This window comes from Butyrivibrio sp. TB (assembly GCF_900110805.1).
Taxonomy (GTDB): domain Bacteria; phylum Bacillota; class Clostridia; order Lachnospirales; family Lachnospiraceae; genus Butyrivibrio; species Butyrivibrio fibrisolvens_C.
In genome coordinates, this window is record NZ_FOER01000002.1 from 62341 (window position 1) to 82687 (window position 20347).

Below are 20347 nucleotides of genomic sequence, written 5' to 3' on the forward strand. Positions count from 1 at the left end.
ATACATGGTCTATGTAAAAAGAGGATTAGCCTATGCCGGATTTTAGTAATTTAAGCGGAATAAGTTCTGCAGCATATACAGATTATGCAGCCAAAAACCAGTATTCCAATGATGTTCAGAAAGTAGTTTCGAATGCTCCAAAGTCAGAGACGGAGAAGGAACTCATGGAAGCCTGCAAGAAGTTTGAAGCATATTTTCTGGAGCAGGTATTTAAAGAAATGACCAAAACTGTCGATGCTTTTAAGTCAGACGACAGTCAGATGAGCGATGCTCTGTCCATGACATCTTCCAACTCTCTGGTGGATTATTTTAAGGACCTTACGATTCAGGATATAGCATCTACTTCGGTAGATACTCAGAGTAACGGTCTTGCCCAGATGCTGTATGAGAATATGAAGAGAACATATGGAATAGGTGATGATGCTTCAAAAGATATTCCGGCAGATGCATCAAGAGCTCAGGTTATGTCCACAGTATCATCGCTTCAGGAAGAAAAGTCTGAGAGTATAGATAAGACTTCTGATACGGAAGATGATGAAAAAGAAGTTCCAAGAATCGGGGAATAGAGGTACAGGGATGTACTTTACATATATTAGTAGTTGATAATAAAAGGGGAGGAAATACATTATAATGATTATATGCCCTGCCGCTTGCGGCAGGGTATTTTTCGGGGCATAATTAGACGTATGGAAAAGATTAAGGGATATATAGAACATTTTGTTTATAGAAATGAAGATAACGGATACGGCGTTGCAACCGTAATATCAGATGGGGATGAGATCACCTGTGTGGGAACCTTTCGTGATGCTGATGTTGGAGACACTCTCGAGATAGAAGGAGAGCTTGTTCAGCATCCTATGTATGGTGACCAGATCAGGGTCTTAAGGTATACGATCATAGAGCCGGAAGACGCCCAGGCAATGGAGAGATACCTTGCAAGCGGAGCTATCAAAGGAGTCGGAGCAGCACTCGCTGCGCGTATCATCAAGAAATTCGGTGAAGATACTTTTCGCATAATAGAAATGGAGCCTGAACGCCTTGCGGAGATCAGAGGCATCAGCGAGAGAAAAGCTATCGAGATAGCAACTCAGATGAGCGAAAAGCGTGAAGCAAGAGATGTTATGATATTCCTTCAAAGGTACGGAATATCGGATACTATGGCTGTTAAGATCTATAACACTTATGGCGGCAGTGTCTATACAGTCATGCAGCAAAATCCCTACAAGCTTGCCGAAGATATAGGAGGTATCGGATTCAAGACCGCAGATGAGATCGCGGCGAAGATCGGCTTTGCAGTTGATTCGGACTTTCGTATCAGAAGCGGAATATTATATGTCCTTCAGGAAGGTGCTCAGGAAGGCAATACATATCTTCCAAGGACAACTCTTCTAAAAAGGACTGCATCACTGCTTAGAGTAGATGAAGATATGATAATCCCTCAGATTGATTATCTTGCAATGGATAGAAGGATAGTCATAAGAGATGAGGACAAAGTATACAGTTCACAGCTTTATGGAGAAGAGAGAGCATGTGCGCTCAGACTTCATGACCTTAATATCCATCTTGATGTAGATGAGAACTCAGCAACGGTTAAGGCTCAGCTTGACAGGATACATCTTATTGAGAAGAAAAAGAATATTGAACTTGATGACCTTCAAAGAGAAGCGATACTTAAGAGTGCCTCCAACGGAATACTTCTTTTGACCGGAGGCCCGGGTACAGGTAAGACGACAACTATCAATACCATAATCAGTTATTTTGAAGAAGAGGGACTTGATATACAGCTTGCTGCGCCCACAGGCAGAGCTGCTAAGCGTATGACCGAAGCAACAGGATATGAAGCAAGGACCATTCACAGACTCCTGGAGATATCAGGCGGTGTCAGCGATGATGATGCAGTGAGACAGACTGCAAGATTTAACCGTGACCAGGACAATCCCCTTGAAGCGGATGTCATCATAATCGATGAGATGTCCATGGTAGATATCCATCTGTTTCATGCCTTGTTAAAAGCAGTGATCCCCGGAATGCACCTTATATTTGTAGGTGACTCAAGCCAGCTCCCAAGCGTAGGCCCCGGGCAGATCCTTCATGATCTTATCTCCTGCGGCAAGTTTGCTACAGTAGTACTCAATCATATCTTCAGACAGGCCAAGGAAAGCGATATAGTCATGAATGCTCACTATATCAACCAGGGACAGATGCCGGGACTTTCCAATAAGAGCAAGGATTTCTTTTTCCTTGAAAGAAGTGATTATAACATTATCTACAAACATATGATAATGCTCATAAGAGACAAGCTCCCCGGATATGTAGATGCAGATCCTTTCGATATTCAGGTTCTGACTCCTATGAAAAAAGGAGCTTTGGGATGTGAAACTTTAAATGGCATATTACAGCAGTACTTAAATCCGGCAGACCCGTCCAAGACTGAATACATGCATGGTGACAGGATATTCAGAGTGGGCGACAAGGTCATGCAGATCCATAACAATTATCAGGCGGAATGGGAGATCATCGGTAAATACAATATAGCGATAGATTCAGGAACCGGAATATTCAACGGAGATATGGGACGCATAGTCAGCATAACTCCGGTTTCCTCAAGTCTTGTAGTTGAGTTTGATGAAAAAAGAAGAGTTACCTATTCTTTCAGTAATCTCGATGAACTGGAACTTGCATATGCTGTAACCATACATAAGTCGCAGGGTTCAGAGTATCCTGCTATTGTGATCCCTCTTCTGGGAGGCCCCAGAATGCTTATGAACAGGAATCTTTTGTATACAGCTGTTACAAGAGCAAGGAAATGTGTAATGATCCTTGGAAGCAGTGATGCCATCAGACAGATGGTCGAGAATGAAGATCAGCTTGTACGATTTACGGGATTGCAGGATCAGATCAATGAGGTGATGTCCTATGAAGAGCAATAATACAATAAATAGGACAAACAGTACCCCTACAAATAGGACAAACACTAACTCTGCAAATAGGACAATCAGTACCTCTGAAAATAGGACAAACAGTTCCCTTGCAAATAAGGCAATCATAAAACCTGCTGATAGAGCATCCGCCAACTTGTCAAATCGCATATCTGGTGGAAGATTTTCAAAGAAAATATTGACTCAAAAGGCATATGGCTTTTTTGACAAAGTAGTTACGATTCTCTACCCAAGGCATTGTCCTTTCTGCGACAGGATAGTCCCATATGGAAGCATGGCTCACGAACAGTGCAGGCGCAAGGCTGAATATGCAGATAGTTATGAGACATGCATAAAGTGTGGAAAGCCCCTTTTGTATGGTCATGCAGAATATTGCAGAGACTGTCTTAAAGGCGGTCATGTATTTGACTATGGCATGTCTTTATATAATTATCGTACAGTATCAGGATCAATCTATAGGTTTAAATATGATGGCAGGCAGGAATATGCTGACTTCTATGCGGGAGAGATAGAAAGGCATCTTGGCTCAAAGATAAGAGCACTTAAGCCTGACGCACTTATTCCTGTACCGATGTACAAAGGCAAGAAGAATAAAAGGGGTTATAATCAGGCGGAAGTTCTTGCTAAAGCAATCGGAAGAAAAATGAATATTCCGGTCAGATGCGATATCATCGAAAGAGTCCGTGATACGACTCCAATGAAGGAACTATCGGCAAGTGAGCGCCACGTGAATTTGAAAAAAGCTTTTAATATAGTGCAAAATGATGTAAAATTAAAGAATATTATAATAATTGACGATATCTATACGACGGGTTCAACAGTTGACCATATGACTTGGCAACTGAAAAAGGGACCGGCATCGTCTGTTTATGTGCTGACACTAGCAATAGGTCAGACGGCATAATAGGACAGCAACAGTGTACAACAACCGTAGGTCAAGCAATCAACAAGGAGGCTGCTTATGAATTTACGTAACTGTTCAAGATGTGGTAAGATGTTCAATTATGTGGCAGGACCACCAATTTGTGATGCCTGCAAAAAGGCTCTGGAAGATGATTTCCAGAAGGTTAAGCAGTATGTTCAGGACAATCCGAACGCATCTTTAAAACAGATTGCGGAGGACAATGAAGTAAAGCTTAATCAGATCAAGGAATGGATCCGTGAAGAAAGACTCATGTTCTCAAAGGATTCGCCTATCCAGTTAACATGTGAGAGTTGTGGTGCTCCTATTCAGACAGGACGTTTGTGCCAGAATTGTAAAGGCAAGATGGCCAACAATCTGACTGATGCATTCCGTAAGGAAGCACCTAAGATTCAGATGCCTGCGAAGAAGGATGATAAGGGAGGTATGCGCTTCCTGCGTCCTTAATACGGAGGATATATGGGAGATTAGAATTGTCTTAGGATGATTCTGGCTCTCGGCTCAGACAATCGAGCCTGAAGGGTTATTAAATATGGTTCAGGAAGAAAAAGTCATTCTTATGACTAGAATGGCTGCTTTTACAGCGCGTGAAGGTTCAAACGACAACAGAATAAACGGTTATTTTAGAAGTGATTATATTGGCCTTGAAATAGTAAAATCCGCGATCAGTGCCACAATTTCATTTGTGATACTGTTCGCGGTATACGCTGTGTCTGCTTTTGAATCACTTCTTGAAGATATGTACAGTATCAATCTGGTGGCGTTTGGACAGAAAGTTTTAACTTATTATCTGATCTGGTTGATCGGATATTGTGTGGTATCATACATCTTTTTTTCCAGACGTTATTCTAAAATGCGTAAAAGAATGAAAAAGCATTACAATAATCTCAGAAGGCTGAGAAAAATGTATGAAAAGGAATAAAAGATATTATGGCTACCTTACTGGAATTAAAACAGATACTTAAGTCTTACTATGTCAAATTTGAATTTTATATTACGCTTGTTTGGAAGTTTTTCCTTACACTTATCACTTTGAATGTTATTAATTCAAAGATAGGCTGTCAGGAAGCCCTTACAAGTCCTCTTATTGTACTCATGTGTTCACTTCTGTGTGCTATTCTGCCACAGACTTTCATCATTATACTTTCAGGTTTGTTCATAATGGCTCATCTTTGGGCTTTATCTATGGAGACAGCAGTTATAGCTCTTGCTGTTTTTATGGTTATGTATCTTCTTTACTATCGTTTTTCACCGAATGATTCTACAGTACTTATTTTGACAGCACTTTGCTTCTCACTGCATATTCCTTATGTTATGCCGCTTGCAGTGGGACTTCTGGGTTCTGCCCATACTGTAGTGTCTGTCATATTTGGTGTAGTTGTCTATTATTATCTGAACTATATCTCTGACAATACCAGCATATTCATGTCAGGAGCATCTGATGATGATTCTTCTGCAGCTGTTATTGCAAGAGTTCAGTCTATAGTAGACGGAGTATTTGCAAGCAAAGTCATGATCAGTGTCATAGTGGTGTTCGCTATTACAACTTTGATCGTATATATAATAAGACGCCTGTCTATCAAGCATTCATGGGATGTTGCGATCGTAGCAGGAACCATCACACTTATGATCGGTATGCTTGTTGCCAATGTTGCAGGTGATGCAGGATTTTCAGTGATCGGTGTGATCTTTGGTTCTGTTCTTGCAGGACTTGCCATGAAGGTACTTGAATTCTTTGCATTTAACCTTGATTACAAGCGTATTGAGAATGTTCAGTTTGAAGATGATGATTATTATTACTACGTCAAGGCTGTTCCGAAGGTAGCTGTAGCAACACCTGACCGTAAGGTCAAGCAGATCAACAGAGCTACAACTCCTCATACAGAAGAAAGAACAGAACGCGTAGAAAGAAATACTACAAGGAGCCAGTCTCAGCAAAGATCCGGCTCAGCAGCTGGAAACGCAGCTTCTCATGTTCAGAGGAGCAGAAATGCTGGCAGTGCTTCAGGAAGAAGTCAGCAGCAGTCAAGATCAAGAGTAGCTAATAACCATGTGGCAGGTAACCGTCAGTCACGTAATAGTCAAGGAGCAAGTAGCCTAAGGAGTAACAGATCCGAATAATTCTTGCAGCCAGGCAATTGAGGTAAGGAATGGATACGCTTCAGTCATTACTGGATACAAATTTTACAAATTTTCATATGCCGGATATCAGAGGGACGGATATTGTTGAGATTCTGATAATTGCCTTTCTTGTATATCATATGCTGGTCTGGATGCGTAATACCAGAATATGGTCACTAATGAAGGGCATCGTTGTCATAGTAATCTTTATCATCATTGCCGCTCTCTTTAATATGAATACAATTCTGTGGATAGTACAGAATGTCCTTAGTATTGCGGTTATAGCTGTAGTAGTAGTTCTCCAGCCTGAGCTTAGAAGAGCGCTGGAACAGCTGGGACGAAAGAATTTCCTTTCCGGAATATTCCCCTTTGACATAAGCGGAGGTGAAGGTCGATTCTCAGACAGAACTATTGATGAGATAGCAAGAGCCTGTGTTGAGATGGCCAAAGTCAGAACCGGTGCACTTATAGTCATCGAACAGGAGCACTCTCTTGCAGAGTATGAACAGACCGGAATTGAGGTTGATGCTATAGTTACAAGTCAGCTTCTTATCAATATATTTGAGCATAATACACCACTTCATGATGGTGCGGTAATAGTAAGAGGCAACAGGATCACAGCCGCAACTTGCTATCTTCCGCTTTCGGACAACATGAATATAGGTAAAGAGCTCGGAACAAGGCACAGAGCCGGTGTTGGTGTTTCAGAAGTAACTGATTCACTTACCATAATCGTTTCAGAAGAAACAGGTAAGATATCGGTTGCTTATGGCGGAGTTCTTGATAGATCCCTTGATTCTGAGAAGCTTAAGGACAGACTTAGGAAGATTCAGAATAAGACTGAAGAGGAACATAAACACAGACCTGTTTTCAGAGGGAGGGCCAAGGCAGAATGAAATTCTTAAGAGGACTTTGCTCTAACTGGGGACTTAAGATTGCATCAGTTCTCTTTGCGGCAGTTATGTGGTTCCTTGTTACCAATATAAATGATCCTGTTTCGACAGAGAGGTTCAACAACATATCTGTCACTTTCAGGAATACAAGTGTGATCACAGATGCTGGTGAAGTGTACGAGGTACTTGATAATTCTGATGTTATCAGTTCTGTTACAGTAAGGGCACCTAGATCGGTTATTGAGAATTTTTCTAAAGATAATATTGTTGCGGTAGCTGATTTTGAGAAGATGACAGATGATAGTACTGTACCGATCGAGATCACTATAACCAAGGATTCGGGCAAGATCGACTCTGTTATACCAAGCAGCTCTGAAGTAGCGTTGTCTATCGAGAATCTTGCAACAAGTACTCTGGCACTGGGAGCTACAACTTCCGGAACAGTCAGCGATGGCTATATTGTAAGCTCTGTATCTACAGATCAGAACCAGGTACGTATAAGCGGACCACAGTCTGTAATAGACAGAGTAGATAAGGCTTCTGTTGATGTTGATGTTACGGGATTTACTTCCAATATCGGAACAGATGTAGCTATAAAGCTGTATGATGCAGACGGCAATGTGATAAACGATTCTGCTATATCAATGAATATCACAGCTGTCAGAGTTAATGTTACTATCCTTGCGGTCAAGACTGTACCTATCAATTATCATACGATAGGAGAACCTGCAGATGGATTCATGCTCACAGGTGATATAACAAGCACGCCTGAGACGGTTGTTATAGCCGGTAAGTCATCAGTCCTTTCAGATGTTAACAGTATTACTGTTACGGATGCACTTGATGTAACAGGTCTTACTTCTGATCTTCAGACGACTGTTAATATAGCGAATTACCTGCCAAGCGGAATATCACTGGGTGATTCGGATTTCAACGGAATATGCACTGTTGTAGTTGATATTATTCCGGAGTCCAAGAGAACAGTGACCATTGACGCAGGCAGCGTAACATATGATAATGTTCCCGAGAATTATAAGATCGTTCTTGGTAACGGATCAGATGATGCAAGCTTCACAGTTGAGATTGAAGGTCTTGATGAGACAATCAGTAATGTATCAGCTGCTGATCTTAATGCTACTATAGATCTAAGTCAGCTTACGGCAGGGCTTTCTGAAGGTGAGAGCCTTGAATCCGGCACATATACAGTTACAGTTAGCTTTACACCACCCGATGGTGTAGAGATAGATGGAACAGTTCGTGTTACTATCACAGCAACTGCTCCGCAGCAGAAAGAAGACAAAGAAGATAATTAGTATTGATGGAGGTTTTTGGTTTTTATGGTAAGTCAGAAGGTAGTCATTAAGAATCCTACCGGGCTACACTTACGTCCAGCAGGCATTCTTTGCAAAGTGGCTATGAGATATAAATCACTGATCACTTTTCAGGTTAGAGAGAATACTGCTAATGCAAAAAGTGTATTAAGTGTACTCGGCGCAGGTGTTAAATGCGGTGATGAAATAGAATTCACATGTCAGGGAAGCGATGAAGAGGAAGCTCTTGCCGGCATGGTACAGGCTGTAGAAGACGGCCTTGGTGAAAAATAAAGATCAGGAAGGTATAGGATTTTGAAAAAGATAATTGTTACAGGATGTAATGGTCAGCTTGGAAGACAGATAGGCAAAGAGATCGGAGATGAATTCGAACTTGTAAATACAGATGTATGTGAAGGCGACGGTATCCGCAGCCTTGATATCACTAATGTTGACAGTGTTATAGCACTTGCAAGAGAAGTTAAACCATATGCTATAGTCAACTGCGCAGCTTATACAGCAGTAGATGCTCAGGAGAAAGACTGGGATCTGTCCTATAAGATCAATGCAATAGGTCCTAGAAACCTTGCAATAGCAGCTACCGAGACAGGTGCTAAGCTTGTCCATATCTCTACAGATTATGTTTTTGCAGGCAACGGAACAAGACCTTATACAGAGTTTGACCAGACAGGCCCTGTTAGTGCATATGGAACTACCAAGCTTGCCGGAGAGAAATTTGTAGAGCAGTTCGCAGAGCATTTCTTTACTATCAGAACAGCTTGGCTTTATGGCGATGGCAAGAACTTTGTCAAGACTATGCTCAGACTTTCTGAAAATCATGATGAAGTATCAGTTGTAGATGATCAGGTAGGAAGTCCTACAAGTACTGTAGAGCTTGCCAAGGCTATTCACTATCTCCTTCCTACAGATAACTATGGTTTGTTCCACGGTACTTGCGAAGGATCCTGTAGCTGGGCTGACTTTACAGATGAGATATTCCGTCTTGCAGGTAAGAATACCAAAGTTAATCATGTATCAACAAGCAAGTACATGGAGATGAATCCAAACTCAGCTCCTCGTCCTGCGTATTCAATACTTGAAAACTATATGTTCAAGCTTACAAGCGATTTTATGTTTGCAGACTGGCATGATGCTATTGCAGAGTATATTAAGAATATCTGATAACAACATAGAAGCATATCCATGAACATGATGACATGACGAAGCGCATGTACTTATCAAAATAAATATTTTAGAAAGAAATATATGGCGAATTTTTTTTACGAGCTTTTTAGTAACGAAATTGTAATGTGCCCAGTAAGTGCTTGGGTTACAGCACAGCTCCTCAAAACACTTATTTATACCATCACGTACAAAGAATTCAATAAAGAAAGATTGCTTGGAGATGGTGGTATGCCAAGTTCACATTCAGCAACTGTAATGAGCCTTGTAACCATCGTAGGTTTTACCTATGGCGTATCCGGATATGAATTTGCTCTGGCCGGTATACTAGCTCTTATTACAATGCATGATGCCATGGGAGTAAGACGTGAGACCGGAAAACAGGCAGTCGTTATCAAGAATCTTGCAGAGCTCTTCGAAGAGATGGGCAAGGATATACCTGATGATGAGAAGCTTAAGGTCTTCGTAGGACATACTCCGCTTCAGGTTATAATGGGAGCAATCCTTGGTGTCATTGTTGGATGCGTATTCTATGGCATAATAGGATGAGTTTTAAAATGGTGGAGGAACTTAGATCAGATGTTGATCACAGCTATTAACTGGCTTTATGTGATTTTTACAACTTATTTTGCGGGATATGGTTTTCACCATTTGATGACCGGCATTTCTTTTCTGCAACATTCTGTGCCGCAGAGAAGGAATGCCGCTTTGCGTACAGCACCCTATGAAGTGAAGTTTCGTGAGAACTATCTGATAACAGGTATAGTACTTGTATCTATTTATTCCCAGTTTGTAAGTATATGGCATGGAGTAGGATGTGCCGCTAATATCATACTTTTTGTAATGTCCCTGGTGGTGTGTGTATATGCCATTCGGGAGATGTTCTATAAGATACTTTCATACGGTCTTGGAAGAAACATCAGTATGAACCAGATAATTATCTATATCGTGATCTTTCTGATCGTAGCCTACTGTACTTCTCATGGAATAGAGCATTATGATACAGGCTTGTATCATGCTCAGGCTATACACTGGAATGAAGCATATGGAGCAGTAAAAGGTCTTGGTAACTTCAACCAAAGACTTGCCTATAACAGTGCAGTGTACCCCTTGTCTGCATTATATAGCTTTGCATGGGCAGGTGGAGTGTCTATGCATACAATGGCAGGATACTTTGTGCTCCTTTTGTCATGGAAGTGCGTAGATATAATACAGGTTAAAAGAAGAGGTTATTTTACACTTCCGGATGCTGTAAGACTTATAGCTATCTACTATATATTCACAATACTTGATGAGATAGTATCACCTGCATCGGACTATTTTGTCATGTGTATGGTACTGTATATACTCATATCCTGGCTTGATCTTGACAGAGACAGAGAGAAGAGATTCTATCCATATGCCATGTTATGTATACTTGTAGTATATGCAGTTACTTTGAAACTGTCTGCAGCGCCTCTTTTGTTACTTGCAATAAAGCCTATATGGAAGATCATGCATGCAAAGCTTATCAGTAGACCCAAGGCAATCTGGTATTTTATAGGGCTTGGACTTTTTGTGGCTATACCTTTTTTTATCAGAAATATGATCATATCAGGCTGGCTGGTATATCCTGTTACAGCTATTGATCTGTTTAGCTTTGCCTGGAAGATTCCAAAGGGAACAGCGCAGTATGATGCTCATGAGATAGCTGTCTACGGACGAGGATATACGGATGCCGGACTTTATAACATCAGCATTTGGGACTGGTTCCCAGGCTGGTTTAAAGCCCTTTCTGCTTTTAACAAGGCTATGCTTATAGCAGACGCTGTATTTCTGGCCGGACTTCTTGTATTCGCTGTCATCTACCTGGTCATGCAGATAAGAAGCGGAGGGATCACTTTTGAATTCCCTTTTAGAAAGAGCAATGGAAAAAGAAGCAGAAGAAAAGGTCAAAAGCTAGGTAATAAATCCGGTATCAAGCCTTTTAAAAAGGGGAAGAAGAGCCTTTTTGACAATGCCGGAAAAGTTGTCCTTATGGTAAGGCACAGAACAGTCTCGTTTAAAGATTTTATCTTTATAGACACTATCGCTTATGTTGCACTTGCATTTTTTATACTCTCATCTCCGCTTGTAAGATATGGAGCATTGTACATATGGCTTCCAGCTGTACTTATGACAGGTAAGCTTGTTACACTTTTGTTCTATCAAAGAGGTGCAGAGAAAAGGTTTATGCCGGTGGTCATCGCCTTTATAGCTGTATTTATAGGTTATAAGTCCGTAAGGCTTGTGATGTATGAGATTCCAAGATTTAAGCCATACTACCTGCTAACACAGCAGGACTATATGACCTATGAACTTGAGTCTTACGAGATAGATGGATACACCTTCTATTATCCTGTAACAGGTGATCAGACAGGTTATGCGCCCTTCCCTTCAGCTCCCACCAGAGCAGATGTCAAGCTCATGGGAGATGATATAAAGGATGGCTTTTTGAGAAATAAGTGATCACAGCTGTGACCAGAGTTTGCGATAGTTGTGAGGTGTTGTGCCTTCTATCTTTCTAAAGATCCTTGAGAAGTAGTTGGAATCACCAATCCCCACAGCTGATGCTATATCATCAATGGGCATCTCTGTGAATCTTAGAAGGTGCTTGGCTCTGGTGATCCTAAGCTCAAGTATATAACCCGTTATAGTAGAACCGTACTGCTCTTTGAAGATCCTGGTCAGATAATATTTGTTTATATAGAATCTTGCAGACAGATCATCGAGAGTCAGCTTTTGCACATAATTAGTCTCCAGGTATGCTTTGATATCCTGGAGGCTTTTCTTTTTGCCTGCAGTATTCTCCGGCATGTTCTCAGGGTTCCAGCTCTCTTCCATAAGAAGAGTAAGGAGCTTTGTAAGCTGCTCGTATATCTTCATGTCTCTAAGATAATCGTCAGATGATGCAATCCCGTATATATTGTCGATAAGGTCAAGATAGTGCTTGGGATTATCTGCATGGAATAAAGGGGCGCCGCCACGTTCTATGTACTTTTGGTATATATTCTCCATATTGGTTCCCTGAAAGTGGACCCAGTCAAGCTTCCACAACTCTTTGGAAGTTGTGTGGGAATATGGCTTACGACAATCTATAAAGACACAGTCGCCTGCGCTTAGAGCATAAGTCTTACCTTCATAAGAAAGCGACCCGGAGCCTGATTCTATCAGGAAAAAAAGATATGAACCAAGTCCCTGACGGCTGCTGGTATGTTGCCTGGTAGCCTGAAGAGACCCAACTTCCTGAAGATGGATAAGGGAAGACTTGGCAAATTGGGAAGGAGTATACAATATCCTGTTGGAAGCAACCAGGTTGCCGTGAAATAAATAATCCTCCATAAAAGACCTCGAATCGGAATATATCGCTATCTTTGGTGTATCAGTATCTATTCAAATTATAAGCATGCAAAATCACCAGGTCAATATAATGCTATTTTTGGTCAACTTAGTGTCTTCGCAAATGTAAATAATAGTTATATAATGCCTACAGTAAAGGGATTGACATGTAAGTCAATCGTATCCTTAGTTATAGTCGATTAATGTTTTTTCACAAAGAAAGGAATTATATATGGCAAAGAAAGCACTTATCACAGGAGTAACAGGTCAGGATGGTTCTTATCTTGCAGAGCTTCTTCTTTCAAAGGGATATGAAGTTCATGGCATGATCCGTCGTTCATCAGTAGATTATAGAGAGCGTATCTCACATCTTGAAGGCGAGAGGAACTTCCATCTTCACTATGGCGATCTTGGAGATTCTATGAGCCTTATCAAGATCATCGGATCAGTTCGTCCTGATGAGATCTATAACCTTGCTGCACAGTCACATGTTCAGGTCAGCTTCGATGTTCCTGAATATACAGCTGATGTTGTAGCTACAGGCGTTCTGCGTGTACTTGAAGCAGTAAGGATCTGCGGACTTGCAGAGACTTGCCGTATATATCAGGCTTCTACATCAGAGCTTTATGGTAAGGTTGAAGAAGTCCCTCAGAATGAGAAGACTCCTTTCCACCCTTACAGCCCATATGCTGTCGCTAAGCAGTATGGTTTCTGGATCGTCAAAGAGTATCGTGATGCTTATAACATGTTCGCATGTAATGGTATCCTCTTCAATCACGAGTCAGAGAGAAGAGGAGAGACTTTCGTAACACGTAAGATTACTCTTGCTGCTGCAAGAATAGCTCAGGGCAAGCAGGACAAGCTTCTTCTTGGTAACCTGTCTTCACTTCGTGACTGGGGTTATGCAAGAGATTATGTTGAGTGCATGTGGCTCATCCTTCAGAATGAGAAGCCGGACGATTTCGTAATCGCTACAGGTGTACAGCACAGCGTACGTGAGTTCTGCCAGCTTGCATTCCACTATGCAGGTATCGAGCTTGAGTTCAAGGGCGAAGGCATGGATGAGAAGGGTATCGATAAGGCTACAGGCAAGGTTCTTGTAGAAGTAAGCCCTGATTTCTACAGACCTACAGACGTTGTAAATCTTTGGGGAGATCCTACTAAGGCTAAGTCTGAACTTAAGTGGAATCCTACCAAGACATCTTTCGAAGAACTCGTACATATCATGGTAGAATCTGATATGAGAAAAGTTGCAGTAGAAAGATCTGAAGAGAATATCAAATTCAATCTTGAAGAGTACCTTGAGAAGGGTCTTGTAAAATAAAAACTGATCATCAAGGAGACTGCAATCTTAGGGTCATGGTCTCCCGTTTAAAGTTATAAAAAGAGGTAAAGAATTAAAATGGAAAAGAATGCAAAAATATATGTTGCAGGTCATCGCGGAATGGTTGGTTCTGCAATCGTAAGAGAACTTGAGCGTCAGGGTTATACAAATATCATCACACGTACACACAAAGAGCTTGATCTTACACGTCAGGATCAGGTTGAAGAGTTTTTTGCAAAAGAAAAGCCTGAGTATGTATTCCTTGCAGCTGCAAAGGTTGGCGGAATCATGGGCAATGCTACAGCCAAGGCTGATTTCATGTACGACAACATGATCCTTGAGATGAACGTGATCCATGCTGCATGGCAGAACGGCTGTAAGAAGCTTGAATTCCTCGGTTCATCCTGCATCTATCCTCGTATGGCTCCTCAGCCTATGACAGAGAAGGTTCTCCTTACATCTGAGCTTGAGAAGACCAATGAGGCATATGCACTTGCCAAGATCAGCGGCCTTAAGTACTGCGAATACTTAAATGGTCAGTATGGCACAGATTATATCTCTGTAATGCCTACTAACCTCTACGGTCCTAATGATAACTATCATCCTGAGCACTCACATGTACTTCCTGCTCTTATCCGCCGCTTCCATGAAGCCAAGGAGCAGAACCTTCCTTACGTAACATGCTGGGGAGATGGATCACCTCTTCGTGAGTTCCTCTATGTTGATGATCTTGCAAATCTGTGCGTATTCCTTATGAACAACTACTCAGGAGATGAGACTGTAAACGCTGGTACAGGTAAGGAGCTTACTATCAAGGAGCTTACTGAGCTTGTTGCCAAGGTAATCGGCTATGAAGGCGAGATCAGATGGGATCCTACTAAGCCTAACGGAACACCTAGAAAGCTTCTTGATGTATCCAAGGCTACTAAGCTTGGCTGGACATATAAGACAGAGCTTGAAGACGGAATCAGACTCACATACGATGACTTCCTCAACAACCCTATGCGTGCAGAAAGATAATTATATAAGTTTGAGTAAGTAATATATATCACTCTGCAGGCGATCGGCACATCAGGTGATAAGAAAACTATATAAATAGTATACAAATCCTCTGTTTATGGGATCTTAATCCTGTAAACAGAGGATTTTTTTGTAGAAAGATAGTCGGTATGGCGTTATAATGTAAACGTGAGAAAGTATGTATTTTTCAGATATTTACATTCAAAAAGTCATGGAAGGCTTCTGACTATTTAGTACAGCTATTCGGGGAGGGATAACTGCCAATGTCAATATTTGAGACCATTGAAAGCGCATCTGACATCAGAAAAAGAGAATTCGAAAAAAATAATCCCAGGAAAACAACTACTAAAAATCGTATACCGTCAACTATTCGTGTGTCCGAGAATGTTCCACAGGCTAAGATCAGGATATTACATGTATTGACCTCGATAGATCTAAGTGGTATGCAATCTCATATCATGAACCTATATAGGAACTTCGACAGAACACATATCCAGTTTGATTTCCTGATACCAAGAGATCCTACGCCTACAGGCAAGGAATTTCCATCATCAGATGAACTTCTGCGACATAGAAGAGCAGGCTTTTTTGATGCAGAGATCACAAGACTTGGCGGGCGTGTATATGCTATTCCGACATATAACAGCAATAACCTTTTTGGCTATACGGAGCTTGTTAACAGCTTCTTTGCACAGCATGAAGGTGAATGGAAGATCGTCGAGGGACATATGTACTCGGCCGCGTCTATATACCTGCCTCTTGCCAAAAGGCACGGTGCTATAACTATAATGCATGTCGGAAGCGTCATAGATGCAGAACTTGTACAGAAGATAAGAAGAGCCAATCTTACAGCACCTATACTAAAAGAAGACTGTGCAGACATATGCTTTGCATCAAGCATCGGAGCGGCCAGGGCTATATTTGGTGATATAGCGGTGGATGCAAGGAGGATACATGTAATCCAGGACGGTATCAACATTCAGAACTTCCTCTATAATGGCAAAATACGAGATGCCTTCCGCAATAAGCTAGGGCTTGATAAAACATATGTTTTTGGATGCGTAGCGCAGTTTCACAAGAACCAGAATCATGAATTTTTATTCCATGTATTTGCATGGATGCAAAAGATACTAAAAGAAGACCCTACAGGTGAGTATGATATGTTAAAAGGTCTTCCTATGAAACTTCTTCTAATAGGTGATGGAGAAGAGATCATGCATGCTGCGCAGGTAGCGGCAGAGCTTGGTATAATAGGACAGGTCCTCTTTCTTGGCACCTGGGGCAATGTATACGATTTCTATCAGATCATGGACTTTTTTATATACCCTGCAAATGTGAACGGAGCACCGGCAGCCCTTATGGAAGCTCAGGTTTCAGGTCTTCCTTGTGTGGCATCCGATACTATATCCAAGGATATCAACCTGACAGGACTTATAAACTATTATCCGCTTACAGAGTCTCCTGAAAGCTGGGCTTATCATATCCTGGATGAACTTGTTAAGATGGGCATCGTAGCACCTGCAGGTAGTGGTGATGACGGGTATTATGACTATGATACCCTGATGAATCTTCATCGCCTTTTGTCAGGTAGTGATGATACTAATACGGGTTCTGAATTTGATCAAAAGAGTTATCTGCTAAACAGAAGTGCTTCTCCTAAGATGGTAGAGAGGATATTTAAGAATGCAGGACTTAATATAGAGCAGGAAGTTGCCTTTATGACAAGGCTATATCAGAATATAGGTGCACCAGCGCCTGATAAGGAAAAAGAGAGAACAACATGAAAAGTAATTTTTCGTACGGCTTTGTAGATATGCATTGCCATGTGCTTCCGGCAGTTGATGACGGATCCAAAAATATGGAGATGTCACTTAACATGCTAAGGATTGCCTATGAAAATAATATACGTACTATAATCGCTACTCCCCATAACAAGATATATGTAAAGTCAGTATCTCCAAAGGGAATCTACAAAAGAGTAGCGATCCTTCAGGAAGAGGCTGATAAAGCCGGGATAGATATAAAGATATATCCCGGCAATGAGCTATACTATGACGAAACTCTTCCCGGAAGACTTGAAGAAGGAAATGCTCTTCCTATGGGTATTTCTTCGAATATACTTGTTGAATTTAATCCATCGGATGAGTACAGCTACATATCAGAGGGACTCCGGCGTCTTAGCTATGAGGGATGGAGCCCTATACTGGCTCATTGTGAAAGATATCAATGTTTCTATAAAGATAAATCAAGAATTGACGAAATAATAGACGGAGGAGTAAGACTTCAGATCAATTCCGACAGCGTTACAATGGGAATGCTAAATCCCGTTGGAAGGTTTGTAAGAAAACTTCTATCCCAACACAAAATAAGTTTTGTCAGTACAGATGCACATAGAGATACAGGAAGCAGAGTTCCTGATATCCTTGAATGTGCTAAGTTTATACAAAAGAAATACGGAGAAGATTACGCCAGATTAATTCTATATAGTAATGCAATGAACCTGCTAAGGTAGCAGAGTTTGGAGGTACGTATGGAACAGACTGATGTAAATATGAACCAGAATGCTCAAAATAGCAGTGGTGTTATTGAGATCGACATGGGCGAGATCATAGGTATCCTGATTCATCGCCTGTGGCTTATCCTGCTCGTTGGAACAGTGTGCGCTATTGCAGGATTTACTTTCAGTAAATTCGTACTACCCGAAGAATTCAAGTCTACTACCAAGATATACGTACTTGATAAAGATAGTACGGACTCCAGCAACATCTATACAGATCTTCAGGTAGGCTCTCAGCTGACCAAGGACTATGCAGAGCTTATCACAAGCCGTTATGTTCTTGAATCTGTCATTGATGCACTTGGTATAAGTGACAGATATGATTATGATGATTTTATGGAAAAAGTATCTGTGAATACTCCTGCAGATACCCGTATCGTAGCTATTACAGTTACAGATACAGATCCCTATACAGCACAGACTATAGCTAACTACATAAGAGAAGTCAGTGCTGAGCACATCGAGAACGTTATGGATATCGATGCCGTTAATGTTGTCGAAGTTGCAAATCTTCCTACAGAAAAATCTGCACCCAATTGCCTTCTGTGGACAATTGGAGGTTTTGCGCTTGGAACGATTCTTGTTGCAGCGCTTCTTATCATACATTTCCTAGTGGATGATACAGTCAAGACATCCGAAGATGTCGAGAAGTACCTTGGCATCAGCGCCCTTGGTATCATCCCATTTGATGAAAATGTTACTCAGGATATAGGTTCCCAGAATTTCAAAAAAGGTAAAAAATCCAAAAAACATAAAAACCATGATGATATCAGAAGTATAGCTCCAAATGACATGGATGATTCTGAAAATACAGGGTCATAAATTATAAATATATGATTTAGATATTTTTATCTTTATGCAAATACAGAAAAAGCAGCTTAAAGAAAATTACGAAAAAATGTAAATATTCACATAACAATAGCCGATATCTTTAGTGCGTAGGACTTTGATTATCTATCGTCAAAGATCCTTAAAGGGGAGAATACATGCAGAGAATAATGATCAGGGACAATGAACTTGATTTTAGGACCAAGGAAGCATACAAGACTCTTCGAAGCAATATCGAGTTCAGTGGCAGGGACATACGTACGATAGCAATTACATCAAGTACACCTAATGAAGGTAAGTCGGAAGTGGCATTTGAACTTGCAAGAACCTTCGCTCAGGCTGACAAGAAAGTGCTCCTTATAGATGCAGACCTTCGTAAGTCAGTTATGAGAGAGCACTTCAAAAATGGCAAGATAAGATTCGGACTTACAAACTTCCTTGTAGGCCACTGCAAGATTGATGATTGCCTGTGCCAGACAGATGAGCCCGGATTCTACATGATATTCTCAGGACCGAACACTCCGATGCCCTCGGAGCTTCTAGGAGGAGAAGTGTTCGGACAGCTGCTCAAAGAGGCACATGATGTATTCGATATCATCATAATCGATACACCGCCACTTGGATCAGTTATAGATGCCGCTATCGTCGGCAAACAGTGCGACGGTACAGTTCTCGTTATAGCAAGCGGCAGGATAAGCTATAGATTCGTTCAAAATGTTCAAAACCAGTTACGCAAGGCAGGATGCCACGTGCTAGGTGCAGTCATGAACATGGTTTCCATGGATGGAAATAAATACTACGGCAAGTATTATGGCAAGTATTATGGTAAATATTACGGCAAGTATTATGGCAACTACGGAGATTATCAGTAGTACTTTAATAGTATGACGTAAGGGACTAGTGTACTGATACATTCATGATTGATCAAATATGAACGAGTCAGCACAACAGAAACAGTATAGCTTTTACTCCAATATTTTTACATAAAAAAGAGTGGTAGTAGATACCTATAAAAGGGCCCGGAGGGAGAAGATGCATAACCTTGCAAACTGTAAGTCTGGTAAAAAGATTGTATGTAGTATCATTTGCTCTGCTATACCTTTTTTATTAATAAGTGGATGCAGTAAGGACGCAGCTATAAATATAGATGACGAGAGTACTCCTCTTGCGGACAAGTCATCCTATGAATCAACTGTAGAAGTGCTGGAACAGGGCGTTGCCGAAAGTTATATAGGCGAACTTGAAGAGGGCGAATATCTTGTAGGTGCTGCCAGTGATTCCTTCGAATGTCAGGGACAGGTACCGGATCTTGTGCCGGACTGGGATGAGATCAAGGCGCAGAACCCTGATACAGTAGCATATCTGGTGATACCGCAGGCAGGCATCACGGTTCCTGTAATGCAGAGACAGGGCGATCAGACCTACTATGATACGCACAATGCTAATGGCAATATTGAAGATGGCGGAGCAGCGCATCTTGATATAGGCAATACAGCGGACTATACAGATCCTAATACTATCATCTATGGAAGTGATGTAACAGGCGGTCCGCTTGAATATCTGGGAATATATGCTAATCCTGACTATTTTGAAGCTAATCCTTTTATATACCTGTATGTACCCGGATATGTATATGAATACAGAGTATTTGCCGCAATGAGCGGAGCAGATACAGATATATTAACTGATACTAATTGTTATGATTATGATGTTTTTAGTGGATATATAAACAAGATCTATTCATCCAGAAGTATGGATGCACAGAAGTCGGATTATCTTAAGGAAGCGGTAATAAACGGATGGAGGATGCTCACATTATCAGCAGGATCCTCTACAGAATCTACTAACAGATTTTTTGTATACAGCACTTATTCAGGTACACAGATCCAGTAAG

General features: G+C 41.1%; 20 protein-coding genes. 19 read left to right on the forward strand and 1 reads right to left on the reverse strand.

The genetic code is table 11. The features are described from left to right. Window positions 1–32: 32 nt before the first annotated feature. The 12 genes from BMX21_RS01605 (at window position 33) to BMX21_RS01660 (ending at window position 11854) form a co-directional block, all read left to right on the forward strand. Window positions 33–566 carry a hypothetical protein gene (locus BMX21_RS01605; protein WP_092040514.1) on the forward strand — a complete coding sequence of 178 codons (534 nt, stop codon included), beginning with the start codon at window positions 33–35 and terminating at the stop codon, window positions 564–566. Window positions 567–686: 120 nt separating this feature from the next. Further along, on the forward strand, window positions 687–2930 hold the full coding sequence (gene recD2, locus BMX21_RS01610; protein ID WP_092040518.1) for an SF1B family DNA helicase RecD2: 2244 nt from the start codon (window positions 687–689) through the stop codon (window positions 2928–2930). Window positions 2931–3075: 145 nt separating this feature from the next. Beyond that, complete coding sequence (locus tag BMX21_RS01615; RefSeq protein WP_143057189.1) at window positions 3076–3843, forward strand: ComF family protein; 768 nt, start codon at window positions 3076–3078, stop codon at window positions 3841–3843. 57 nt (window positions 3844–3900) lie between these two features. Then, window positions 3901–4308, forward strand: coding sequence for a flagellar protein (locus BMX21_RS01620; RefSeq protein ID WP_022753739.1), 408 nt, complete (start codon window positions 3901–3903; stop codon window positions 4306–4308). An 85-nt stretch (window positions 4309–4393) separates the two neighbouring features. Then, complete coding sequence (locus BMX21_RS01625; RefSeq protein WP_022753740.1) at window positions 4394–4783, forward strand: hypothetical protein; 390 nt, start codon at window positions 4394–4396, stop codon at window positions 4781–4783. A gap of 8 nt (window positions 4784–4791) precedes the next feature. Then, window positions 4792–5982: a hypothetical protein gene (locus BMX21_RS01630; protein WP_177173883.1), complete on the forward strand. Its 1191-nt coding sequence runs from the start codon at window positions 4792–4794 to the stop codon at window positions 5980–5982. Window positions 5983–6011: 29 nt separating this feature from the next. Then, window positions 6012–6878 carry a diadenylate cyclase CdaA gene (gene cdaA, locus BMX21_RS01635; RefSeq protein ID WP_022753742.1) on the forward strand — a complete coding sequence of 289 codons (867 nt, stop codon included), beginning with the start codon at window positions 6012–6014 and terminating at the stop codon, window positions 6876–6878. Continuing rightward, window positions 6875–8188, forward strand: a complete 1314-nt coding sequence (locus tag BMX21_RS01640) for a CdaR family protein (RefSeq protein WP_092040526.1) — start codon at window positions 6875–6877, stop codon at window positions 8186–8188. Before cdaA ends, BMX21_RS01640 begins: the two co-directional genes overlap by 4 nt. 24 nt (window positions 8189–8212) lie before the next feature. Continuing rightward, window positions 8213–8479 carry an HPr family phosphocarrier protein gene (locus BMX21_RS01645; protein WP_022753744.1) on the forward strand — a complete coding sequence of 89 codons (267 nt, stop codon included), beginning with the start codon at window positions 8213–8215 and terminating at the stop codon, window positions 8477–8479. Window positions 8480–8500: 21 nt separating this feature from the next. Beyond that, window positions 8501–9367, forward strand: a complete 867-nt coding sequence (gene rfbD, locus BMX21_RS01650; protein ID WP_022753745.1) for a dTDP-4-dehydrorhamnose reductase — start codon at window positions 8501–8503, stop codon at window positions 9365–9367. A gap of 84 nt (window positions 9368–9451) precedes the next feature. Continuing rightward, a complete protein-coding gene (locus BMX21_RS01655; RefSeq protein ID WP_022753746.1) occupies window positions 9452–9916 on the forward strand; it encodes a divergent PAP2 family protein in 465 nt (154 codons plus the stop codon). 30 nt (window positions 9917–9946) lie between these two features. Continuing rightward, window positions 9947–11854: an LIC_10190 family membrane protein gene (locus BMX21_RS01660; RefSeq protein WP_092040530.1), complete on the forward strand. Its 1908-nt coding sequence runs from the start codon at window positions 9947–9949 to the stop codon at window positions 11852–11854. Here the strand turns inward: BMX21_RS01660 and BMX21_RS01665 are convergent, their stop codons facing one another. Further along, window positions 11855–12727: an AraC family transcriptional regulator gene (locus tag BMX21_RS01665; RefSeq protein ID WP_092040535.1), complete on the reverse strand. Its 873-nt coding sequence runs from the start codon at window positions 12725–12727 to the stop codon at window positions 11855–11857. A 229-nt stretch (window positions 12728–12956) separates the two neighbouring features. Here BMX21_RS01665 and gmd point away from each other — a divergent pair, with 229 nt between their 5' ends. The 7 genes from gmd (at window position 12957) to BMX21_RS01700 (ending at window position 20346) form a co-directional block, all read left to right on the forward strand. Beyond that, window positions 12957–14048 (forward strand): GDP-mannose 4,6-dehydratase, encoded by a 1092-nt coding sequence (gene gmd / locus BMX21_RS01670; protein WP_092040540.1) that lies wholly within the window; start codon window positions 12957–12959, stop codon window positions 14046–14048. A gap of 78 nt (window positions 14049–14126) precedes the next feature. Continuing rightward, window positions 14127–15068, forward strand: a complete 942-nt coding sequence (locus tag BMX21_RS01675) for a GDP-L-fucose synthase family protein (protein ID WP_022756415.1) — start codon at window positions 14127–14129, stop codon at window positions 15066–15068. Between the two features lie 263 nt (window positions 15069–15331). Further along, window positions 15332–16852, forward strand: a complete 1521-nt coding sequence (locus BMX21_RS01680) for a glycosyltransferase (RefSeq protein ID WP_092040545.1) — start codon at window positions 15332–15334, stop codon at window positions 16850–16852. Further along, window positions 16849–17580, forward strand: a complete 732-nt coding sequence (locus tag BMX21_RS01685; RefSeq protein ID WP_092040550.1) for a CpsB/CapC family capsule biosynthesis tyrosine phosphatase — start codon at window positions 16849–16851, stop codon at window positions 17578–17580. Before BMX21_RS01680 ends, BMX21_RS01685 begins: the two co-directional genes overlap by 4 nt. Before the next feature lie 18 nt (window positions 17581–17598). Further along, window positions 17599–18447, forward strand: coding sequence for a YveK family protein (locus BMX21_RS01690; RefSeq protein ID WP_242952847.1), 849 nt, complete (start codon window positions 17599–17601; stop codon window positions 18445–18447). Between the two features lie 164 nt (window positions 18448–18611). Continuing rightward, entirely contained in the window at window positions 18612–19325 is a 714-nt protein-coding gene (locus BMX21_RS01695; RefSeq protein ID WP_022753754.1) for a CpsD/CapB family tyrosine-protein kinase, read from the forward strand. Between the two features lie 160 nt (window positions 19326–19485). Further along, window positions 19486–20346 carry a class B sortase gene (locus tag BMX21_RS01700; protein WP_092040554.1) on the forward strand — a complete coding sequence of 287 codons (861 nt, stop codon included), beginning with the start codon at window positions 19486–19488 and terminating at the stop codon, window positions 20344–20346. Window position 20347 lies beyond the last annotated feature (1 nt).

Bases quoted from the DNA above. Each gene is read 5' to 3' on its own strand.
- BMX21_RS01665 (WP_092040535.1), bottom strand. From the start codon at position 12,727: ATGGAGGATTATTTATTTCACGGCAACCTGGTTGCTTCCAACAGGATA.
- cdaA (WP_022753742.1), top strand. From the start codon at position 6,012: ATGGATACGCTTCAGTCATTACTGGATACAAATTTTACAAATTTTCAT.
- BMX21_RS01700 (WP_092040554.1), top strand. From the start codon at position 19,486: ATGCATAACCTTGCAAACTGTAAGTCTGGTAAAAAGATTGTATGTAGT.
- BMX21_RS01630 (WP_177173883.1), top strand. From the start codon at position 4,792: ATGGCTACCTTACTGGAATTAAAACAGATACTTAAGTCTTACTATGTC.
- BMX21_RS01675 (WP_022756415.1), top strand. From the start codon at position 14,127: ATGGAAAAGAATGCAAAAATATATGTTGCAGGTCATCGCGGAATGGTT.
- BMX21_RS01645 (WP_022753744.1), top strand. From the start codon at position 8,213: ATGGTAAGTCAGAAGGTAGTCATTAAGAATCCTACCGGGCTACACTTA.
- BMX21_RS01690 (WP_242952847.1), top strand. From the start codon at position 17,599: ATGGAACAGACTGATGTAAATATGAACCAGAATGCTCAAAATAGCAGT.
- BMX21_RS01625 (WP_022753740.1), top strand. From the start codon at position 4,394: ATGGTTCAGGAAGAAAAAGTCATTCTTATGACTAGAATGGCTGCTTTT.
- gmd (WP_092040540.1), top strand. From the start codon at position 12,957: ATGGCAAAGAAAGCACTTATCACAGGAGTAACAGGTCAGGATGGTTCT.
- BMX21_RS01695 (WP_022753754.1), top strand. From the start codon at position 18,612: ATGCAGAGAATAATGATCAGGGACAATGAACTTGATTTTAGGACCAAG.
- BMX21_RS01685 (WP_092040550.1), top strand. From the start codon at position 16,849: ATGAAAAGTAATTTTTCGTACGGCTTTGTAGATATGCATTGCCATGTG.
- BMX21_RS01640 (WP_092040526.1), top strand. From the start codon at position 6,875: ATGAAATTCTTAAGAGGACTTTGCTCTAACTGGGGACTTAAGATTGCA.
- BMX21_RS01655 (WP_022753746.1), top strand. From the start codon at position 9,452: ATGGCGAATTTTTTTTACGAGCTTTTTAGTAACGAAATTGTAATGTGC.
- BMX21_RS01620 (WP_022753739.1), top strand. From the start codon at position 3,901: ATGAATTTACGTAACTGTTCAAGATGTGGTAAGATGTTCAATTATGTG.
- BMX21_RS01680 (WP_092040545.1), top strand. From the start codon at position 15,332: ATGTCAATATTTGAGACCATTGAAAGCGCATCTGACATCAGAAAAAGA.
- BMX21_RS01605 (WP_092040514.1), top strand. From the start codon at position 33: ATGCCGGATTTTAGTAATTTAAGCGGAATAAGTTCTGCAGCATATACA.
- BMX21_RS01660 (WP_092040530.1), top strand. From the start codon at position 9,947: ATGTTGATCACAGCTATTAACTGGCTTTATGTGATTTTTACAACTTAT.
- recD2 (WP_092040518.1), top strand. From the start codon at position 687: ATGGAAAAGATTAAGGGATATATAGAACATTTTGTTTATAGAAATGAA.